We start from the raw sequence: 16741 nt of genomic DNA on the forward strand, positions 1-16741 counted from the left end.
AGAAATACGATAAAATAAAAACGCAGAAAGGAATCTTATTTTCTAATTCGAACAATACACAATCGATGATGACTTTATTTCAATCCTTAGAAAATGAAAATGAGTATCTCCTATTGTTTAAAAATGGTAGTGAAAACTACACTGCGTATTTAAGTGAAAAAATTAAAGATTCGTTTATCAATCTGATATTACCTAGAGGATAGCTCCCCCCTTACTTATCCACAATAAAGCCTTCTAATTATCAATATTTGGAAGGCTTTTCTATATATACTATTTCATGTTACATTATCAATTTGATAATGAACCCATTGTTAAAACGCTTTAGGACCTCAAAATGTGTGAATAAGTTTTTATAAAGTTGCAAAATCAATAAACTCAAATAATACCTTCTTAAAAAATATTAAAAAAAGTGCGTTTATGGCCTTATTTCAAAGGTTTTGGGCAATTAAGGCCTAGTTTAACTCGATACACACTTTAGGTACTCATTATAAGGGATTTAGAGGTTTTGCACATTAATGTCAACATAACATTCCTCAAACTGTTGATAACTTAGGTACTTATCAACATATTTATCAACAAAAGTTAAGTTTTGTTATTTACCAACGTAAATACAAACAGAAAATGGGTTAATTAACAAGGGTAAATTATTGTTATATATCTGTATATCAATCTATTACAACTGTTGTAATACTATATTTTACACATATCAACAATAACATAATTCACATGATGTTTAAAAGATGAGGTATAAAATGCATTAAGAAGTATTCAAAATTGAAGAGAAGAGGTCGTCTAACATTTAAGGAAATCGAAAATTGAGCATCTAAAAATTATTCACAGAGGTGGATTAATTTTTAATCAATAAAATGATTTAAAAAAGTCAGGATTGTGTATATTCATGTATAGAATGTATCAAAACTTGTCATCAATAAATGTAAAGTTTAGTAATTGTACATTCTTAAGAAGATACTGTACCTTATCAACATTATTCACATAGTAATTGTGAGAAGATGTGATTTGTGAGTGAAATGTTTAATAAGTGACCTTTTTATCCACAATAGTTCACAAATCGGACTTATTCACGGTATTCACATTGGTGTGTATAAGGTTATTCATCTCAAAAGGGCGCTTCTAAACACAGTATTTAACTGAATAACTTTACTACCTATTTTTGTGTTAGTATTGTTGAAAAGCGCCATAAAACACTGTTATTGTATATATTATGCGGTGTTGGACTATTGAATAGAAATGTGTGTAAGCTTAATATTCCTGTGAGTAAACCGATTTATCAACTTATACACAGCCCTAATAACAATAAAAAAGAATTTTAAATTTTTATTTTTCTATTATTTATCTTTTAAGAAAATGTTGAAAACCTCCATTACTCAAAAAATCAGAATACTCTTCCTTTGTCTCGGAGGTCTCTTCCTTTTAACTCAAACTGGGTTGGCTCAAAATAAAACAGAAGAGAAGTTAGAACTCGCCCAGGAATATTATAAAACAGAAGAATACGATAAAGCCTTGGAACTGTATCGTGATCTGGTAAAACAAAAAGAATTGATAAATCAGATCCACGAAAATTATCTAAGTATCCTTTTAAAAAAGGAGTTGTTGAAGGAGGCGGATAAATATTTAAAAAAACTGGTGAAGTCAAATTCAGGCAACTCTACCTATCAAGTGGATTACTGTCGAGTAAAGTTGATTGAAAAAGATACGGTGCATGCTGATAAATATTTTCATGCTTACATCAAACAAATTGTGAATAACACGACCAAGCTTCGTTATACTGCTTTGTATTGTGCCGACCTAGGTTTATACAATTATGCGGAGTACAGTTACAAAGAAGGTGAGAAAATATCCGGAGAAATGTTCTTTTACGAATTGGCTGATTTATACAATAAGTCAGGCAAAAAAGAATTGATGATCGATGAGTACTTAAAATTGCTCACAGTGAAGCCGGATCAGTTGGAGTATGTCCAAGTTGCTTTACAAGATAGATTGACGTCAGAAGAAGAATTTGACCTATTAGAACCGAAGTTACTGACAAAGGTGCAGAAGAACGCTGACATGACTGTATTCAACGAGATGATCGTTTGGTACTACTTACAGCAGAAGAAGTTCTACGGGGCGTTTATACAGGCTAGAGCGCTCGATAAACGTTTGAGGTTAGAAGGATATAAGATTTTAGAGATTGGTCGACTAGCGAAGAATAATCAGGATTATAAGAATGCACAGAAGATCTTCCAGTATTTGGTGGATCGTTATAAAGAATATGCGGTGTATCCTGTGGCTAGAAAGTTCTTGATAGAAACGAAAGAGGAAATTGTGAAGAGCACTTATCCTATCGATCGTAATCAAATAGAATCTTTGGTAAAGGATTACCAACAAATTATCAAAGAAGTGGGATTAACCGCACAAACAGGCGATGCGATGCGTAATATGGCGTTACTTCAAGCGTTTTATCTCAATCAGAAAGACTCTGCCATCACAGAGTTGAAGCAAATTATTGATAATCGAAATATTCCAAAGTCATTAGTTTCACAAGCCAAGTTGGATTTAGGTGATATCTACCTACTGAAAGACGAACCTTGGGAAGCATCATTACTTTATTCACAAGTAGCAAAGAGTAATCGTGAATTAAAGATTGGTCATGAAGCAAAATTGAAAAATGCGAAACTTTACTATTATACTGGAGATTTCAGATTGGCTCAATCACAATTGGATGTGTTAAAGTTGGCCACTTCTAGAACAATCAGTAACGATGCTATGGCATTGTCGCTACTTATTGCAGATAATCTGAATTTAGATACCACTTCTTTAGCTATGGAAGAATATGCCAAGGTAGATTTGTTGGTATTTCAAGGACAATACGACAAAGCGTTGAAAAGTTATGATCAAATGTTGGTGACTTTTAAAGGGCATCGTTTAACTGATGAAATTCTTTGGGAAAAATCACAATTGTTGATAAAACTCGGAAAATACGAAGAAGCTACAGAACCTCTAAAAGAAATTCTAGAGTTCCACAGTTACGATATCTGGGCAGATGATGCTAATTATCTCCTAGGTGTGATCTATCAGGACCACCTGAAGAACAAAGAAGAGGCTATGCACTACTTTAAAGAGCACCTGATTAAGTTTAAGGGCTCGAGCTATGAAGTAGACGCTAGAAAGCGATTTAGACAGCTTAGGGGGGATAATATTAATAAGTCTTAGAAGTCTGTATTAAATTTTTAGATTTTTGATGTCTGATATTTTTTTAGGTAGCAGGTAACAGGTAGCAGGTTTGGTTCGCTCCTCTGTTTTTGTAGTGAGGGGTTGCACCACCTCTTTTTTGAAGGTGAGAAAATGATGGCTTATTTGTGAATAATTATTTACTGTAAATACGATAGTTTTATTAAATTTTAAAGAGGGATTTCATCACCCCTTTTTTTGCTCTCAGAAGTTACTTAAATTGACTTCTATTTGTCTACCTTTAGAAAGTTCACTCTAAGTTTTTAATATTCAACCTCAAAAAATAAATTACCTGCTACCTGCTACCTGCTACCTGCTACCTGCTACCTGCTACCTGCTACCTATCTTATTATTAAATGTTAAATAATGAGTGAATATTCATTTTTATTAAACTTTTCACAACCTATTTTATTTTGATGCGTTGGAAAGACCATACAAAAAAATCAAGATGATATTAACATTACTCTTTCAAGCATCTTGATTTATCAGACTGATTATCAAAAAGTCTGATTTTAAACGGCAGCATACCAAAGCTGTTGATTTTTCACGAAACTAATGAATTATGAGTGCTAAACCATCTAATGCCTACATCGCTTCTTCTTGGATTGCTTTTGCTGTTGGACTAGGAGGATATTTAATTGGTCTTTTTAGAGCTGAAATGTTATTGAATGAGAAAGGTTATTATTTAACTGTTATCCTTTTCGCACTGTTTTCAGCGATTTCCGTACAAAAATCAGTAAGAGATAAAGAAGAATTTATACAGGTTTCTAACTTGTATTACGGATTAAGTTGGTTCTCTTTAATTGCTTCAATTACATTATTAACCATTGGATTATTTAATGCTGATATCTTGCCAAGTGAGAAAGGTTTTTATGCCTTTGGCTTCTTGTTGAGTATTTTCGGAGCGATTACTATTCAGAAAAATACTAGGGATACCATCAGTTATCAAAATAGTAACTGATAAGTATCAAAAAAATAAGGCGTCGCATTATGTGACGCCTTTTCTATTTTAAGTTTTAAGCAAGTATTTTCCCTCTTACCTCTTACCTCTTACCTCTTACTTTTTCACTTTCCTATATCTTTTCAACCACAAAAATCATTCGATCAGAATTTTCTCTATCAAACTTATTCAGTTGATAATCTCCGTAAGTGTGAACAATTTTTAGATTTACTGCTTCAAAAAGGTATCTGAAATCTTTATTTTTCAACGCTTCTACCCTTTCTGTGAATAAATAGTCTTTTCCTTCGTCAGTAAAAGCAATTTCTTTCATTACATGGCGATTTTCCAAATACTTATGCACATGGAACGTCATATTTTGTCGATTAATCTCCTGTTTTTCCGGAAGACTGTTGATGACTTTATAAGTATTGAAATAATCGAGTACAAATTTACCACCTTTCTTTAAACTGTGAGCAATCATTTGTATTGCTTGAAGATCTTCTTCTTCTGTTTCAAAATAACCAAATGATGTGAATAAGTTGAAGATATAATCATATTCTTCTTCCTTATACAACTCTCTCATATCGTGGGTATTGAACTTCAAAGTATCGTTTTCAAATTGCTTTGCGTAATGTATACTTTCTGTGGATAAGTCAATACCTTCTACATCATAACCTAGCTTATTTAAAAAGATAGAATGTCTTCCTTTTCCACAAGCTAAATCTAGAACTTTATCGTTTGCTTTTAATTCGAGATGAGTAGACAATACTCTCATAAATTCCTCTGCTTCCTTAAAATCTCTATTGGAATACAGAATATGATAATATGGTGTGTTGAACCATTGGTCAAACCATTCCTCGCCTTTATGTATCGCCTTTTTCATAAGTAATTAATATGTTTCTTAGGTAAACGCAAAAGTAAGGCAATTGATTTATTGTGCAAACAAATATTAGTAACTATGGAAGTAAGAAACTGAAGAACTAAGGAACTAAGGGAAGAAGAAATGAAGCCACTATGGAGAAATTGATGTTGATTTATGGTTTTATTAGGATGGTTTTAAGGCTTAGTTTCAATAAATCGTTTGATTTATCAAAACATCTGTTATTCAAAGGGCAAACAAGTGATAAACTTCTTCAAATTCTTTAACTTTGCCATCGACTTTGTCGATCGGTACAAAAAGTCGTTGGATCTGTAAAAACAAGAAGACACTACATGTCAAAACATTATAATAGATACACAGTAACTGCAGCATTACCTTATGCGAACGGCCCTCTTCATATTGGGCATATTGCTGGTGCATATTTGCCAGCCGATATTTATGTTAGATCATTGCGTCAGAAAGGAAAAGATGTCGCTTTTATTTGTGGAAGTGATGAGCACGGTGCGGCCATTACAATTAGAGCACAAAAAGAAGGCATTACTCCTCAAGACATAATTGATAAGTATAACAAGCAGATTGGTGATACTTTTGAGAAGTTCGGTATCTCTTTCGATTTGTTCCATAGAACATCCTCTCCTATTCATCATGAAACAGCACAAGACTTTTTCAAGAATTTAGAAGAGAAAGGACATTTCGAATTAAATGAGTCGGAACAATATTATGATGAAGAGGCAAAACAATTCTTAGCCGACCGTTATATCATGGGTACTTGTCCAAATTGTGGCAACGATAGTGCGTATGGTGATCAGTGTGAGAAATGTGGTACTTCTTTGAGTCCGACAGAATTAATCGATCCAAAATCGACGATTACTGGAGCAACTCCAACGTTAAAAACAACTCGTCACTGGTACTTGCCAATGAACAAGCACGAGGATTGGGTACGTGAGTGGATTGTCGAAGGTACTTTAGACGGTAGACCTCACCATGATCCTAAAGAGTGGAAAAATTCTGTAATGGGTCAGTGTAAGTCTTGGATCGACCAAGGTTTACAGCCAAGAGCGATGACCAGAGATTTGGATTGGGGTGTGAAAGTTCCAGTAGAAGGTGCAGACGGAAAAGTATTGTACGTTTGGTTGGATGCTCCTATTGGTTACATCTCTGCGACTAAAGATTGGGCCGCTAAAGAAGGTAAAAACTGGGAAGATTATTGGAAGAAAGCAGATACTAAATTGGTACACTTTATTGGTAAAGACAATATTGTATTCCACTGTATCATTTTCCCTATTATCTTGAAAGCACATGGCGACTTTATCCTTCCTGATAACGTACCTGCCAATGAGTTCTTAAACTTAGAGGGTGCTAAATTATCGACATCAAGAAACTGGGCTGTTTGGTTACACGAGTACTTGGAAGATCTAACTAATAGAGAAGACGAGTTACGTTATGTATTGACATCCATTGCTCCAGAAAATAAAGATTCAGAGTTTACCTGGAAAGATTACCAAGAGCGTGTAAACAACGAGTTGGTAGCTATCTTGGGTAACTTTGTCAACAGAGCCGTTGTATTAACGCACAAATACTTTAAAGGTGAAGTACCTGTTGCAGGTGAGTTTACTGAAATGGAAGAAGGCATCATTAAAGAGATGAAAGAGCTTCCATTGAGAGTGGAGAAATTAATCGAGCAGTACAAATTCAAAGAAGCTTTGATTGAAGCAATGAAATTGGCTCGTTTAGGTAATAAATACTTGGCGGATACTGAGCCTTGGAAATTGTTCAAGCAAGATCCAGAATTAGTAAAAACTATTCTGAACATGGCACTTCAAATTGCTGGTAACTTGGCGATCACTATCGATCCTTTCTTACCAAATACCGCGAAGAAGATCCAAAACATGTTAGGAATGGAGTCGTTGGATTGGAATCAAGTGGGTAACCCAGAATTGATTACAGCTTATGACCGCCTTGCTCCTGCAGAGTTGTTGTTCAGCAAAGTGGAGGACAAAACGATTGAAGCTCAAATTGAAAAATTAGAGAAAACTAAAATCGCTCAACAGCCCGTTGAACCTCAAAAAGAGGAAACATCATTCGATGATTTCCAAAAAATGGATATCCGTGTAGGTACCATCCTTGAAGCAGAGAAAGTGAAGAAAGCGAAGAAGCTATTAAAACTTACAGTAGACACTGGAATCGACAAAAGAACGATTGTAAGTGGTATTGCTGAATTCTTTGCCCCAGAAGATATCATCGGAAAACAAGTTTCTGTTTTAGTAAACTTGGCTCCAAGAAAAATCAGAGGTGTAGAATCTCAAGGAATGATTTTGATGGCAGAAGACAAAGACGGTAGCTTATCATTTATCTCTCCAACAGGACAATTGTCTGAGGGATCTATTATTAGATAAGGTATATATCTTTTAAAATATAAGGAGTAAGTGGGAAGGTTTTTGACTGATCACTTACTCTTTTTTTGTATGTTTATGATATACTAACTTGTATTTACTTGAGTTAGGCGATTTTGATCCAACTCAAGTTATCAACAATAAACTAAACAAAATGGGAAAAGGATTTGATTGGCTAGTGAATTTCATATTCGCAATGGCCGGAATTTCATTTTTTATGTTGGCTTACTACGATTGGAAAAGTGGAGTCGACTTTTCTGAAAATGCAAAATTAGGTGGTTTTTGCTTTATTCTTTTAGGAGTGAAAGTAGGTTTAAAAAAGCTTACTTCGAGAAACCGTAAGGATAGAGATCAACGATTTAAGGAAAGAAATAAATAAGGTGTATTCAGTAACAGAAATATATTCTTTAAGGGAAGAAGGGAAATATCAGGAAGCTTTTATAACAGCTAGACGTTTGTTGGAATTGGCTCCCGAAGATGAATCCTTACAGGCCGCTATGGCTTGGGTACTCTACGATATGTTGAAAGTCGCTTTGGAAGAAAACAATGCTGATTCTTTCGAAGAGCTTTTTTCTGTATTCGTGGATTATGTTCCCAGTGAAGCAGATAAACTTCAGGTGTCTGGTTCAAGACTTCTATATCAGATGGTGATGAAATTATTGGAGGAACAGAAGTTCGCCAAAGCCAACGATTTGATGATGCTGATTAAAGATCTAAAATTTCATCCCGATCTAGAAAAACCAAAAAGTTATTACTCTTTATTAGAAGCTGCAATGGCTTTTAACCAACAACTCCCAAATTTCTTAGGTTTTATGAGGATATGGAGGTTATCTAATCTTCTGCCAAAACATTACCAACAATATGGGGAAAACATGAGTATTGCAGAACGTGCTTATTGGTTGGTAGGACAACATCTCTTGATGCAAAAAAGTCAGGTACCCGAATTGGTAGCTGCTTATGTGAAACAATTGGATGAGCTATTGGAAAGAGCACCGAGGTTTCATCATGTGAGGAAGTTGGTGGAAAAACTTAGGTAGGTAATAATTTTTTAAGTAATAATTAATAGGTAATAACTAATAAGTTTGGTTCGTCCACACTGGCGCAAATGTTAAGTGAAACGTCATTTGTGCCTAAAAACTTTAGAGGTCTCTGACCTCGTGATCTAACATTCGTACATTTCTCTGTCTTTAAGCAAAAAATATAATTTATATAAAATAGAAAAGGCTATATCAAATAAGAATGACATAGCCTTTTCTATTTCTAAAGATTTTTTTAAAACTTTTTGATGATAAAATCCAACAACTTCGTTGCCAAATCACCATACGGAGGGTAAATAGGTTTGATCCCCGTCATCCCCACTCTATTTTTAAGAATTGCCCTTTGATTACTGAATCCCATAAATCCGTAGATACCATGCGATTTACCAATACCACTATTGTTTACGCCACCAAAAGGTAATTCAGGATTATTGATATGAAGTACAGTATCGTTTATTGATGTTCCACCCGCAGTGGAGTGATGAATAACATATTGGATATCTTTTTTCTTTTGACCAAATACATAAAGTGCCAGAGGTTTCTCCTTAGAAGCGATATATTCTAAAGCTTCATCCACATTTTCGTAGGTCTTGATCGGTAGGATAGGTCCGAAAATCTCTTCCTGCATAATCAGCATGTCGTCCGTAACGTTTGTGAGTAATGTAGGAGGAATATATCTAGTTTCCTCATGCATTTCCCCGTTCATCATTACTGTAGCCCCTTTTTCGGCAGCATCGTTAATCAGATGTTGCAAACGGATAAAATGTTTATTGGATATAATTCTTGCAAAATCCTTCGAAAGCTCAATCACTTCACCATCCGGAGAATAAAACTCGTTTATGGTATTTTGCATCTGATCGACAAATTCAGCTTCCAATTCTTTTGGAACTAAACAGTAATCGGGAGCAATACAAGTCTGTCCGGCATTGATAAACTTACCCCATGTGATTTTATCGGAAGCATCTTTTAAATCGGCATCATTTAGTACGACTGTAGGCGATTTACCTCCCAATTCTAGAGTAACAGAAGAAAGATTCTTTGATGCTGCATTCATGATCACTTTCCCCACTTGCGGACTTCCGGTAAAGAAGATATGATCAAATTTAAGCTCCAATAATTTTGTTGATGTTTCCACGCCACCTAACACCACTTTCACTTCATTATCAGGAAAAAGATCCTTTATCATTTTCTCGATAAATAAAGAAGTATTTGATGATATCTCGGAAGGTTTTATAGCCACTGTATTTCCTGCTGCAATAGCGTAAATTAATGGCCCCATTGCCAGATAGAAAGGATAGTTCCACGGGGAAATAATCAAACAGGCTCCTTTGGGTTCGTACATCACCTTTGAAGAAGTACCCAACATACTTAATGGAGTCCCTACTTTGTTTGGCTTCATCCACTTTTTCAAATTTTTTCTAGCGTGTCTTAAAAGACCAAGTGTAGAAAGAATTTCTGTCGCATCCGTTTCTATCGGATTCTTATTAAAATCTTTATGGATTGCATTTTGAATATCAGAACGATGATCAAGAATATATTTCTCCAGGAGTTTCAATTTCTTTATTCTCACTTTGGCAGTAGTATCCTTAATGGCTTGTCTATTCTTCTTTAAATGAATGAATATATCTTCAATGTTTTGAATGTTCTGATCTGAAGTAATAATTGCATTTTCCATAAAAATAGGTGTTTGTACTATTGGTAAATCAAATAGCTAATTCGATGGTATATATCTAATTAACTTAAAAAAATAGAATTCACAAAATGAATAATGGATAGTTAATTGAATAACCAAAAAATACGATCAAGAGTTTAATATTTACTTTTTGATATTCTGAATGAGGATCTTCACGAAACTACCAACGATAAAAAATAAACCAATAAACTTTAAAACAGTCACGATGGTATCGGCACCAAATTGTACCTTGATAAAGGTAGAAGCAATGATAAACAATGCTCCAATTAGTAAAAGTAGTTTAGTTGACATACTATTTCAATTGATAAAAAAATGATAAGTAATTCTCTTCAACAAATATAGGTAATGATTTATTGGATAAGGATATTTCATTAATCAACATCAAATAATTTGATGAACAATAAAAGAAGACAATAATCCCTTAAACTAAAGTATAGGAATGAAGTTATTTTAGCATCAAGATTTAAATATTTCAACTTCCTGCTTATTTTAGGGAAAATATTTACAACGACACAAACACAGGATCTTAAAAAGATCGACCAAACCTATAAACACATCTATGATAAACAAAACACATCAACCTGATGCAAAGTCTTGGGTAGACGTTCCTGAAGGATCGGACTTCCCGATTCAAAACCTACCGTATGGTATTTTTTCAACAAACGATCAGCCTCAAAAAAGAGTAGGCGTTGCTATTGGACATCAAATACTTGATTTGGAAAAAGCAGCAAAGCACTTATCTATTGCTGATAAAAGTGTTTTTTCATCAGAAGTATTGAATGATTTTATGGCGCTTGGAAAAGAGGTGCATCAATCCGTTAGAACCGAATTATTTGATTTACTATCCGAAGGAAACACAACAATTGATGCTTCTTATCTAGTCAATCAGAGTGATGCAACGCTTTATATTCCTATTCAGATAGGCGATTATACCGACTTTTATTCATCAGAAGAACATGCCACTAACGTAGGGATTATGTTTAGAGGAAAGGACAATGCATTAATGCCGAATTGGAAACATATTCCGGTAGGGTATCATGGTAGGGCTTCATCTATTGTGGTATCGGGAACAGATTTACACCGACCAAAAGGACAAAAGATGCCTCCTAATGCTGATGCACCCGTGTATGGACCATCGTCTCGAATGGATATAGAATTGGAAATGGCTTTTGTAGTAGGAAAATCCACTGCTTTGGGAGATACTGTAGAAGCAGAAGAGGCAGAAGATTACATTTTTGGTATGATGCTGTTTAATGATTGGTCGGCAAGAGATATTCAGAAATGGGAATATGTTCCATTGGGGCCATTCTTAGGTAAAAACTTCGGATCGACGGTTTCTCCTTGGGTCGTAACGATGGAAGCTTTAGCTCCATTTAGAGTAGCTGGACCAGAACAGTCGCCTACCCCACTTCCTTATTTACAAACATCAGGACCGAGAGCATTTGATATCCAATTGGAGGTAAGTTTACAGCCTGAAGGATTGGCTCCTCAAGTGATTTGTAACTCCAACTTTAAATATTTGTACTGGAGTATGAGTCAACAATTGGCACATCAAACAGTCAATGGCTGTAATTTAAACGTAGGTGATATGTGTGCTTCTGGCACCATATCGGGACCGACGAAAGACAGCTTTGGTTCCTTATTGGAGCTGACGTGGAATGGCACCGAACCGATTACTTTATCGGATGGATCTCAGAGAACATTCTTGGAGGATAACGATACGATTATTATGAAAGGATGGTGTGAGAAAGACGGACTTCGAATTGGTTTTGGCGAAGCTACAGGGAAAATATTACCCTCTAAAAAGTAATATTTTTTATAAGAATAGTACTTTTTTAGCTAATTCTATAGAATAACATACTGTAAAACGAAAAATGATTTATTGTGGCATCAGTATTGGAAAAGAAAAGTCGAGTTTAGATTTTCCCCAATATTTAAACTACAATAAATCATTTTTTATATGTACTGTACTAAACAACTACTTTTAATTACGGCACTTAGCGGTGTAGTCTTTTTTTCATGTGGAACTAAAAAAAATACGGATTCTTCAGATCTTGTATATGAAGAAATTCCAGTGAAGGAAAAAAAGAAAGAAGAAAAAAGAAAATCGTTAAAGAAACGAAAAGCAAACCGATAGATGTTCGCTACTTAATCGAAGAGGGAACAGAAATATCTGCGACACCCGCTCAACCAATAAGTACTGAAAAAGTAGAAACCGGCGATATTATCGATTTAAGATTGGATAAGCCAATCATTAAGAATAGAAAAGAAATTGTACCTAAAGGGACAAAAGTAAAAGCCAAAGTGGTATTGGCTCAAAATCAAAAAAAATTAATTGGTCGTTCGAAACTTCATTTAGAGCTTGAATCATTGGAAATAAAAGGTAATTCATATGCATTATCTTCTAATGTGGTAAAGTTCGAAGGAAAAAGTAATACAGGAAAAACATTAGCAAAAGCAGGAGCTGGAGCAGCAGCGGGTGCAGGTGTTGGAGCTGTTAGTGTAAAAGAGGATAAAGGAAAAGCGGCTGGAATCGGAGCTGCAGTTGGTGCTGCGGTAGGAACCGGTACTGCACTTCTTCAGAAAAAAGAAGCCATTGTTGTGGAAGAAAGTATTCCATTCACAACAAATTCAGAAACAAGGATAGTGGTGCAAGTCACACCGTATTAATTAAAATCATCTGACTTTTTAAAGAAGGAAAACTATCTAAGGGGAAAATCAAAAAAAACGTAGTCAACAGAATGGCTGCGTTTTTTTATACTTTCAGCTTTCTCACTGAGGTGAAAAGATCGTATTAAATTCTTATATTAGATAACACCATAGTTTGTTAAGCCTGTTTCAAATATTGAAATAAGGCATATGTTTTGATAAACTTGATATTGAATACTACCATCACTTTTCATTGTATTTATAATTGATGAAATACTATTGCTTACTACTTCTACTTCTGATAAGCGTAACTACTTTTGGTTTTGATATACAATCCAATCCTTCCGCTTTTTGTATTTATGAAGCCGATGATGTGAGAGAAATTATTCTCACAGTAAATCATGAGGTCGGGCAATCGTATCATTCTATTTCTGGTATTGATCAAATTGGTATTTTAGGAAATGTAGTCAGTGCCTCACCTACCGAAACAAGAATAGGTATTGATATTACGGATGCATTAACTGCTCGTGTGCATCAAATAACCGTTGAGATGATAGATAATGTGTCTCAGGTAACTTCAAATACTGTGGAAGTAGATGTGTTTGATGTAATAGAGAGAATCTTAATTTTCAATCCCGATGAGGATTTAATTTATACTTGTCATCAGCTCAGCATCAATTTTAAAACAACCGGAGATATTGTAACGAAAGAAGTGGTTAGGTTATATGTGAATGGTAATTTCTTTAGAGAGCAAGCATTAACAATAGAAAATAATATTGGTACACTTTCTAATCTGATAATCGATAGACCTTTGGAAGACTCTTTACATTTTGAAATGTTTTTAGAGTCATCTAGAAATTCATCTTGCTTAAATAATAGAACTATTGATGAAATAAGTGTGGTTCCACCTCAACCTAAAGCTTTTATTTCATCCAATTATTCTTCTTGGACGGAGGAATATGGGCGATTGATATTTTATGCAGATAGCTCTATCAATACTGATCAACATAATTGGCAAGTGTACGAGGACAATCAGCTTATTGATGAATTTACTTTAGAAAGTGATGAAGATTTTGAATATACCTTTTCAACATCAAATTATGATAAGGCGAATACAGCTTCATTTAAAGATTATTCGGTGGTACTTTCGGCTACAGATGCAAGTGGTGGGCAAGTATGTGATGATGGAAAAGATACGCTTCAACTCATTAAAGTAGATTATTTTCCTAGAATAAAAGTACCCACGGCTGTTTCCTTACATCCATCCGCTTTTGAGGATAGTCACTTTAAGATTAAAATAAGAGATCATATTACCTTTCAGGATTTTAAAGTAGAAGTGTATTCAGAAAATCAGAATCGAGTATTTTCTTCAGAAGATCCTCTTTTTATTTTTGGAGATAATGAAGAGCTCACGGATCAATTTTACACCGCTATTTTTTCTATTGTATATACCGACGGCTTTTCCGAAAGTTTTAAATCCACCTTTATAGTTACTCCCTAATGAAGTATTTATTCATCATCCTATTGCTCGGTGGTTTTAGAGGAGTATTCGCTCAAGATGTTCCTTCAGGAAACCCTTTTTGGTTAAATTCAGCACAAAACCCTGCCTTATTGTCTACATCAGCCAATAAATATAAGGCCGCTGTGAGGTATGCTGGATCGAATCAGAAGTATAGTTATTTCAATGCAGGAGCAGAAGTTGGTCTATTACCAAAACAAGGAGAGAATACTTGGGGTATTGGCATGAATTATCAGCAAATTAAATATCCACTCCTTTCGGAGACATCCAATGAAAGCATTATCAATTATCAGAATATAATCTTACCTATTTCTTATGTGATTCGAGATCGCAATTACGGGTTCTCCATGGGATTATCCTTAGGATATGAACAATATAGTTTAGGTGATGAAATTGGGGTGTATTATAGTCAGTTAAACCCAAATAACGCTCAAAATGCTTCATCGCCCTCCTATTCTTTAAATAGTCTCACAGAAGGAACAGTTGATATTGGTGTCGGATTAAGTTATTTCACCCATGAACATTTTATAGTAAGTTTCTCTGCGAAACATCTGCAACATCTCGTAAAGTCAGAGGATGAGATCAGTCTTTTTCAACAGCATTATCCTTTAATAGAGACTTTTGGACAATATATCTGGAGTAACCCTTTAAGTAATAATGCCTTTATTACAACGGCAGGGTATGTTTGGAATAAGAACAGTCAGAGAGGATACCTTTCTGCTGAACTGAAATTGGAAATCATCAAATTTGGAGCAGGTTGGACGCCTTTTTATCAAAATGAACGATTGGAACACTTTGGCTTTGTTTCTTCATCAATTGCTATCCCCTTCGGCGAGAAAGCCTCTTTAAATAGAAGAGGACGAATTGTGAAGTCATCAGATAATATCACATTGAATGTATTGTATTACCCTACCGTAGATCGGTCGACTTCTATTTATCCTATTTTAGAATTTACTCTTGGAGTGAATTTATCAAAAGACAGTTATATGGATAGGTTGGGGAAGTATGCGACTTTGCCGAGAAATTAAAGCTTAGGGAATAAGGAATAACTAATAGGTAATAACTAATAGGTAATAAGTAAGAGGGAAATTAAATATTCTTCAATTAAGATGAGTAATGTATTTAATTAATATTCCGTTAATTTTAAATTTATACGAATTTTATATTGAGTTGTATTTTGTTTTTGATATAAATTTTTGACTATATAACTGATTAACATTTTTTATTTTAAATTATTTAAGACGATTCTTAAAATCAGTGTTAATCAATGTAAATTATTACTGTTTTGGTGTTAAGTTCATAAAAACCGTTGTCATCCCTCCTACTTATCTTCTACATTGGAATATGCAATCTGAGATAGATGAAAATTATTTTTCTTCTGGCTTAGCTGCTAAGAGGCCTCTTTTCAATAAATCTGTTCACCAGGAGATATAGTTCTTATGTCTCTACAAATCACATGATTATGATTGAAATTTTAAAGACTATTGGATTAGAAGGAATTTTAATTGCCTTTGTTGTTACGCTTATTGGTATGATTCAGGTTTTCCGGATAGTGATCCGGAGGCGTGAAGAAAGACCTCCCCGGGTTGATCAAGATGAAATGATTAAAAAGTATGATTCAGTTAATCTAAGTAAGTTCACTAATTTCTTTAGGCTGATTGGTGTATCTATGGCAATGATTACGGTTTTTGCGGCTTTCGAGACGCCAACTTCTAATACTGTAATTATGACCTTAGGAGATTATGATAATATGGATCCATCTGAATACGATAGTATTGTAGATATTGATATTATCAAACCTCAGGTACAACCGAAGAAGATTTTCATTCCTGAAAAGATTGAGGTAGTCGATAATAATGAAGATTTACCAGATATTGACATCGATATTCCAGAGTTTGATCCTAATGGAGAAATTGAACTTGTAGAAGATGATTACAAAGATGAACCTGAGGAAGTTGTTGATAATGACGTACATATTATTGTTCAGAAAACAGCTGAATTCAAAGGAGGTTTAGGCAAGTTTTATAAGTTTCTTGGTAAAAACATGAAATACCCTAAACGAGCTTTAAAAATGGGAGTTGAAGGAAAAGTCTACGTACAATTTATTGTAGGTAAAGATGGTAGCCTTACCGATTTTAAAGTAGTAAGAGGTTTGGGAGCTGGTTTAGACGAAGAAGCGGTTCGAGTGCTAAAATTGTCTCCGAAATGGATTCCTGCGGAACAAAGAGGGAGAATCGTTCGTCAGAGAATGGTTATTCCAATTTCATTTAAAATAAATTAGAAATTGCCTATGCAGTAAAAATATATTTGGGAATTGACTATCATCAAAAATTCTCCAAACTGTAATCAAAAAAATTCTATGTTTAGTTGATAGATCTAAACATAGAATTTTTTGTTTG

General features: G+C 34.4%; 14 protein-coding genes. 11 read left to right on the top strand and 3 right to left on the bottom strand.

The features are described 5' to 3' along the window. Positions 1 to 1365: 1365 nt before the first annotated feature. Positions 1366 to 3213, top strand: coding sequence for a tetratricopeptide repeat protein (locus MY04_RS15730; RefSeq protein WP_066211128.1), 1848 nt, complete (start codon positions 1366 to 1368; stop codon positions 3211 to 3213). A gap of 580 nt (positions 3214 to 3793) precedes the next feature. Beyond that, a complete protein-coding gene (gene yiaA, locus MY04_RS15735) occupies positions 3794 to 4192 on the top strand; it encodes an inner membrane protein YiaA (RefSeq protein ID WP_066211130.1) in 399 nt (132 codons plus the stop codon). Between the two features lie 112 nt (positions 4193 to 4304). Here the strand turns inward: yiaA and MY04_RS15740 are convergent, their stop codons facing one another. After that, positions 4305 to 5054 (bottom strand): SAM-dependent methyltransferase, encoded by a 750-nt coding sequence (locus MY04_RS15740; RefSeq protein WP_066211132.1) that lies wholly within the window; start codon positions 5052 to 5054, stop codon positions 4305 to 4307. 329 nt (positions 5055 to 5383) lie between these two features. On the opposite strand from MY04_RS15740, the gene metG reads away from it, so the two are divergent. From metG to MY04_RS15755, 3 genes are all read left to right on the top strand, one after another. Beyond that, entirely contained in the window at positions 5384 to 7447 is a 2064-nt protein-coding gene (gene metG, locus MY04_RS15745) for a methionine--tRNA ligase (protein WP_066211134.1), read from the top strand. A gap of 151 nt (positions 7448 to 7598) precedes the next feature. Next, a complete protein-coding gene (locus MY04_RS15750) occupies positions 7599 to 7823 on the top strand; it encodes a hypothetical protein (RefSeq protein WP_066211137.1) in 225 nt (74 codons plus the stop codon). Between the two features lies 1 nt (position 7824). After that, complete coding sequence (locus MY04_RS15755) at positions 7825 to 8481, top strand: hypothetical protein (protein WP_066211142.1); 657 nt, start codon at positions 7825 to 7827, stop codon at positions 8479 to 8481. Positions 8482 to 8716: 235 nt separating this feature from the next. Here the strand turns inward: MY04_RS15755 and MY04_RS15760 are convergent, their stop codons facing one another. After that, on the bottom strand, positions 8717 to 10156 hold the full coding sequence (locus MY04_RS15760) for an aldehyde dehydrogenase family protein (RefSeq protein WP_066211144.1): 1440 nt from the start codon (positions 10154 to 10156) through the stop codon (positions 8717 to 8719). Between the two features lie 141 nt (positions 10157 to 10297). After that, entirely contained in the window at positions 10298 to 10465 is a 168-nt protein-coding gene (locus MY04_RS15765) for a hypothetical protein (protein ID WP_158297729.1), read from the bottom strand. Between the two features lie 268 nt (positions 10466 to 10733). Here MY04_RS15765 and fahA point away from each other — a divergent pair, with 268 nt between their 5' ends. From fahA to MY04_RS15795, 6 genes are all read left to right on the top strand, one after another. Continuing rightward, entirely contained in the window at positions 10734 to 11984 is a 1251-nt protein-coding gene (gene fahA, locus MY04_RS15770; protein WP_066211146.1) for a fumarylacetoacetase, read from the top strand. A 150-nt stretch (positions 11985 to 12134) separates the two neighbouring features. Further along, positions 12135 to 12311 (top strand): hypothetical protein, encoded by a 177-nt coding sequence (locus MY04_RS15775; RefSeq protein ID WP_158297730.1) that lies wholly within the window; start codon positions 12135 to 12137, stop codon positions 12309 to 12311. Positions 12312 to 12412: 101 nt separating this feature from the next. After that, complete coding sequence (locus tag MY04_RS28105; protein ID WP_066211148.1) at positions 12413 to 12844, top strand: hypothetical protein; 432 nt, start codon at positions 12413 to 12415, stop codon at positions 12842 to 12844. 247 nt (positions 12845 to 13091) lie between these two features. After that, positions 13092 to 14324 (top strand): hypothetical protein, encoded by a 1233-nt coding sequence (locus MY04_RS15785; RefSeq protein WP_066211150.1) that lies wholly within the window; start codon positions 13092 to 13094, stop codon positions 14322 to 14324. Continuing rightward, a complete protein-coding gene (locus MY04_RS15790) occupies positions 14324 to 15370 on the top strand; it encodes a hypothetical protein (RefSeq protein WP_066211152.1) in 1047 nt (348 codons plus the stop codon). Before MY04_RS15785 ends, MY04_RS15790 begins: the two co-directional genes overlap by 1 nt. Positions 15371 to 15804: 434 nt before the next feature. Then, complete coding sequence (locus MY04_RS15795; protein WP_066211154.1) at positions 15805 to 16623, top strand: energy transducer TonB; 819 nt, start codon at positions 15805 to 15807, stop codon at positions 16621 to 16623. The last annotated feature ends 118 nt before the right edge of the window (positions 16624 to 16741 follow it).

This window comes from Flammeovirga sp. MY04 (assembly GCF_001682195.2).
GTDB classification, from domain to species: domain Bacteria; phylum Bacteroidota; class Bacteroidia; order Cytophagales; family Flammeovirgaceae; genus Flammeovirga; species Flammeovirga yaeyamensis.

Coding starts and splice junctions, on each gene's coding strand:
- MY04_RS15760 (WP_066211144.1), bottom strand. CDS start 10,156: ATGGAAAATGCAATTATTACTTCAGATCAGAACATTCAAAACATTGAA.
- MY04_RS15750 (WP_066211137.1), top strand. CDS start 7,599: ATGGGAAAAGGATTTGATTGGCTAGTGAATTTCATATTCGCAATGGCC.
- metG (WP_066211134.1), top strand. CDS start 5,384: ATGTCAAAACATTATAATAGATACACAGTAACTGCAGCATTACCTTAT.
- MY04_RS15730 (WP_066211128.1), top strand. CDS start 1,366: ATGTTGAAAACCTCCATTACTCAAAAAATCAGAATACTCTTCCTTTGT.
- yiaA (WP_066211130.1), top strand. CDS start 3,794: ATGAGTGCTAAACCATCTAATGCCTACATCGCTTCTTCTTGGATTGCT.
- MY04_RS15790 (WP_066211152.1), top strand. CDS start 14,324: ATGAAGTATTTATTCATCATCCTATTGCTCGGTGGTTTTAGAGGAGTA.
- MY04_RS15795 (WP_066211154.1), top strand. CDS start 15,805: ATGATTGAAATTTTAAAGACTATTGGATTAGAAGGAATTTTAATTGCC.
- MY04_RS15775 (WP_158297730.1), top strand. CDS start 12,135: ATGTACTGTACTAAACAACTACTTTTAATTACGGCACTTAGCGGTGTA.
- MY04_RS15740 (WP_066211132.1), bottom strand. CDS start 5,054: ATGAAAAAGGCGATACATAAAGGCGAGGAATGGTTTGACCAATGGTTC.
- MY04_RS15785 (WP_066211150.1), top strand. CDS start 13,092: ATGAAATACTATTGCTTACTACTTCTACTTCTGATAAGCGTAACTACT.
- fahA (WP_066211146.1), top strand. CDS start 10,734: ATGATAAACAAAACACATCAACCTGATGCAAAGTCTTGGGTAGACGTT.
- MY04_RS15765 (WP_158297729.1), bottom strand. CDS start 10,465: ATGTCAACTAAACTACTTTTACTAATTGGAGCATTGTTTATCATTGCT.